This is a genomic window from Stutzerimonas stutzeri (assembly GCF_024448935.1).
GTDB lineage: Bacteria > Pseudomonadota > Gammaproteobacteria > Pseudomonadales > Pseudomonadaceae > Stutzerimonas > Stutzerimonas stutzeri_AO.
In genome coordinates this window covers 1-3,745 of sequence record NZ_JAMOIE010000167.1, presented here as the reverse complement: position 1 = coordinate 3,745, position 3,745 = coordinate 1, and the positions used below count along the sequence as shown (strand labels likewise).

Genomic DNA, 3,745 nt, shown 5'->3' with positions numbered 1-3,745 from the left:
GGACAACGTTTAGCTCCAACCTCACCCTGTCAAGGTTCTTTTTCACTTATCCGCAGCTTGCATCTCGAAGTCGAACGTTCCGCTGGCTTTATCGTCCAGGCTTTCCAGCCTCCAGCGCTTTTATCGGCCTCTCCCGCTGTAACATCCCTGCAACATTTCCGTTATCTAATGCCGAGCGACAAGAAACGGACCGGGAGCAGACATGAACGGTAAATGCATACTGATCGTCGATGACGAAGCGCCGATTCGCGAAATGATCGTGGTGGCGCTGGAGATGGCCGGCTACGAATGCCTTGAAGCGGAAAACGTCCAGCAGGCCCATGCGCTGACCCTCGACCGTCAACCGGACCTGATTCTGCTCGACTGGATGCTGCCCGGCACATCCGGCATCGAGCTCGCCCGGCGCCTCAAGCGCGACGAGATGACCGCCAACACACCGATCATCATGCTCACCGCCAAGGATGCCGAGGACAACAAGATCCAGGGCCTGGAAGTGGGCGCCGATGACTACATCACCAAACCCTTCTCGCCTCGTGAACTGGTGGCGCGCCTCAAGGCTGTGCTGCGCCGCGCCGGCACCAGCGACAACGAAACGCCGATCGAGATCGGCGGTCTGCTGCTGGACCCCATCAGCCACCGGGTGACCATCGACGGCACACCCGCAGACATGGGCCCGACCGAATACCGCCTGCTGCAGTTCTTCATGACCCATCAGGAGCGTGCCTACACCCGTGGGCAGTTGCTCGATCAGGTCTGGGGCGGCAATGTGTATGTCGAGGAACGCACGGTGGATGTGCATATCCGCCGCCTGCGCAAAGCACTGGGCGAGACCTATGAAAACCTGGTGCAAACCGTGCGCGGCACCGGTTACCGTTTTTCCACCAAGAGCTGAACAAGCCGCAACCGCCGAGCCTGAGCTGGCGTTGCAGATGATTTCCGGCCGGCCTCAAGCTGCCTCAAGGAGCATTAGGGGTGAATCAAGACTGGCAAGGCGCTCTGGTGCGCCGCCTGCTGTTGATACTGGCAGGCTGCCTGCTGGTGGGTCTGGTCTCGGGCGAATATGCCTGGGCACTGGTGATTGGCCTCACCGGTTACCTGGGCTGGACGCTGCGTCAGATTCGGCGCTTGCTGCTGTGGCTGAAGAGCGATCAAACCGATCAGCCTCCGCCGGACAGTCATGGCATCTGGGGCGAGATTTTCGACAACCTGTACCAGCTCCAGCGCCGCGATCTGCGTCTGCGAGCCCAGTTGCAATCGGTGATCGACCGGGTGCAAGGCTCGACCACCGCGCTCAGGGATGCGGTGATCATGCTCGACAGCGATGCCAATCTGGAATGGTGGAACCCTGCCGCCGAGCGTTTGCTGGGCCTGAAGAAACCGCAGGATACCGGCCATCCGGTGACCAACCTGGTGCGCCACCCGAGCTTCAAGGAATACTTCGACAAAGGTCGCCACGAGGAGCCGCTGGAGCTGTCGTCGCCAGTCAACGACCGCCTCTGGCTGCAGATCACCATTACCCGCTACGGCAACAGCGAGCATCTGATGGTGGTACGCGACATCACCCGCCTGCATCTGCTGGAGCAGATGCGCAAGGACTTCGTTGCCAATGTGTCCCACGAGCTGCGCACGCCGTTAACGGTGATCGCCGGCTATCTGGAAACGATGCTCGAACACACCGACGACATGCCTCCGCGCTGGCCACGGGCGTTGAACCAGATGAACCAGCAGGCCGGGCGCATGCAGCTCCTGCTCAACGATCTATTGCTACTGGCCAAGCTCGAAGCGACCAGCCCACCGACCAATGCCCAGCCGGTGGCCATCGCCAAACTGCTGCAGTCCATCAAGAGCGATGCCTTGGCGCTGTCGGCCGAGCGCAACCACCAGATCACCTTGGAAGCGGATCCTACCCTGCTGCTTAGGGGCAGCGAGAGTGAGCTGCGCAGCGCATTCTCCAATCTGGTATTCAATGCGGTGAAATACACGCCGGACAACGGCGAGGTGCATATCCGCTGGTGGCGCAACGAACATGGTGCACACCTGGCCGTGCAGGACTCAGGCATCGGCATCGAACCCAAGCACCTGCCGCGCCTGACCGAACGCTTCTACCGGGTTGACTCCAGCCGCGCGAGCAGCACCGGCGGCACCGGCCTCGGCCTGGCCATCGTCAAGCACGTATTGCTGCGGCATCAGGGCCGTCTGGATATCAACAGCACGCCCGGCAAGGGCAGCACCTTCACCTGCCATTTCCCGCTGACCCAGGCCACGGTAGCGTGACCGCTGGGCAACCGATCGGCAGCTGGCGCTTCGACGGCTCCTTGAAATAACCCCGAGCCGGTCCCATCCTTGGGCCGTCTTCGACTACCCGACACCCTAATGGACCCCTCCCCCGCTAGTTACGCTGCTGCATCCTACTTCGCCGATTTCGGGATGATTCTGTTTGCAGTTTTCCTGGTCTTGCTCAACGGCTTCTTTGTGGCGGCGGAGTTCGCCATGGTCAAGCTGCGCGCCACCAAGGTCGAGGCGATCGCCAAGCAGCACGGCTGGCGCGGGCACATCCTGCGCAAGGTACACAGCCAGCTGGACGCCTACCTGTCGGCTTGTCAGCTGGGTATCACGCTGGCATCGCTGGGCCTCGGCTGGGTCGGTGAGCCGGCCTTTGCCCACCTGCTGGAGCCGGTACTGGCCGCCGCAGGCGTGCAATCCCAGGCGGTCGTACATGGCATCGCCTTTTTCACGGCTTTTTTCATCATTTCCTATCTGCACATCGTCATCGGCGAGCTGGCGCCCAAATCCTGGGCGATTCGTAAACCCGAGCTGCTGTCGCTGTGGACGGCCGCGCCGCTCTATCTGTTCTACTGGGCGATGTATCCCGCGATCTACCTGCTCAACGCCAGTGCCAACGCCATCCTGCGCGTGGCCGGCCAGGGCGAGCCGGGGAGCCACCACGAACACCACTACAGCCGCGACGAGCTCAAGCTGATCCTGCATTCCAACCGCGCACTGGACCCGGCCAATCAGGACATCAAGGTGCTCGCCTCGGCGGTCGAAATGAGCGAGCTGGAAGTGGCCGACTGGGCCAACTCCCGTGAGGACTTGCTGCAACTGGAACACAACGCTTCGCTGACCGACATCCTCGACCTGATTCGGCGCCACAAGTACAGCCGCTACCCGGTCTTTGACGGCGAGCAGGGCGACTACATCGGCCTGTTGCATATCAAGGATCTGCTGCTGGCGCTCGCAGGCGACGAGCAACTGGCTCAGCATTTCGTGCTCAGCGACATACTGCGCCCCCTGGAGCGGGTGCCGCGCCATTTGCCGCTGAACGTGCTGCTGGACCAGTTCCGCCAAGGTGGTGCGCATTTCGTGCTGGTTGAAGAAGGCGACCACAAGGTGGTGGGTTTCCTGACCATGGAGGATGTGCTGGAAGTGCTGCTGGGTGACATTCAGGACGAGCACCGCAAAACCGAGCGCGGCATTCTTGCCTATCAGCCCGGCAAGCTGCTGGTGCGGGGCGACACGCCACTGTTCAAACTCGAGCGCCTGCTTGGCATCGACCTGGACCATATCGAGGCCGACACCCTGGCGGGACTGATCTACGAGACGTTGAAGCGTGTCCCGGACGAAAACGAAGAGCTGCTGGTGGATGATCTACAGATCGTGGTCAAGAAAATGCGCGGACCGAAGATCGTTCTGGCCAAGGTATTGAAGCAGGAATAAAGCGGCTGGGGGCTGGAGGCTGGAGGCT

4 protein-coding genes are annotated in these 3,745 nt (G+C 61.4%); all 4 read left to right on the top strand.

All coding sequences use genetic code 11. The features are described from left to right. On the top strand, positions 1-206 hold a 206-nt coding region (locus NA637_RS24215), incomplete at its 5' end, for a hypothetical protein (RefSeq protein WP_256075066.1). Continuing rightward, on the top strand, positions 203-892 hold the full coding sequence (phoB, locus tag NA637_RS24210) for a phosphate regulon transcriptional regulator PhoB (RefSeq protein WP_256075065.1): 690 nt from the start codon (positions 203-205) through the stop codon (positions 890-892). The genes NA637_RS24215 and phoB, both read left to right, overlap by 4 nt. 80 nt (positions 893-972) lie before the next feature. Then, the gene (phoR, locus tag NA637_RS24205) at positions 973-2,274 is read left to right on the top strand and encodes a phosphate regulon sensor histidine kinase PhoR (RefSeq protein WP_256075061.1); all 1,302 of its coding nucleotides are present in this window, start codon (positions 973-975) and stop codon (positions 2,272-2,274) included. Positions 2,275-2,373: 99 nt separating this feature from the next. Continuing rightward, positions 2,374-3,717, top strand: coding sequence for a hemolysin family protein (locus tag NA637_RS24200; protein ID WP_256075060.1), 1,344 nt, complete (start codon positions 2,374-2,376; stop codon positions 3,715-3,717). Positions 3,718-3,745 lie beyond the last annotated feature (28 nt).

Bases quoted from the DNA above. Each gene is read 5' to 3' on its own strand.
- NA637_RS24200 (WP_256075060.1), top strand. From the start codon at position 2,374: ATGGACCCCTCCCCCGCTAGTTACGCTGCTGCATCCTACTTCGCCGAT.
- phoB (WP_256075065.1), top strand. From the start codon at position 203: ATGAACGGTAAATGCATACTGATCGTCGATGACGAAGCGCCGATTCGC.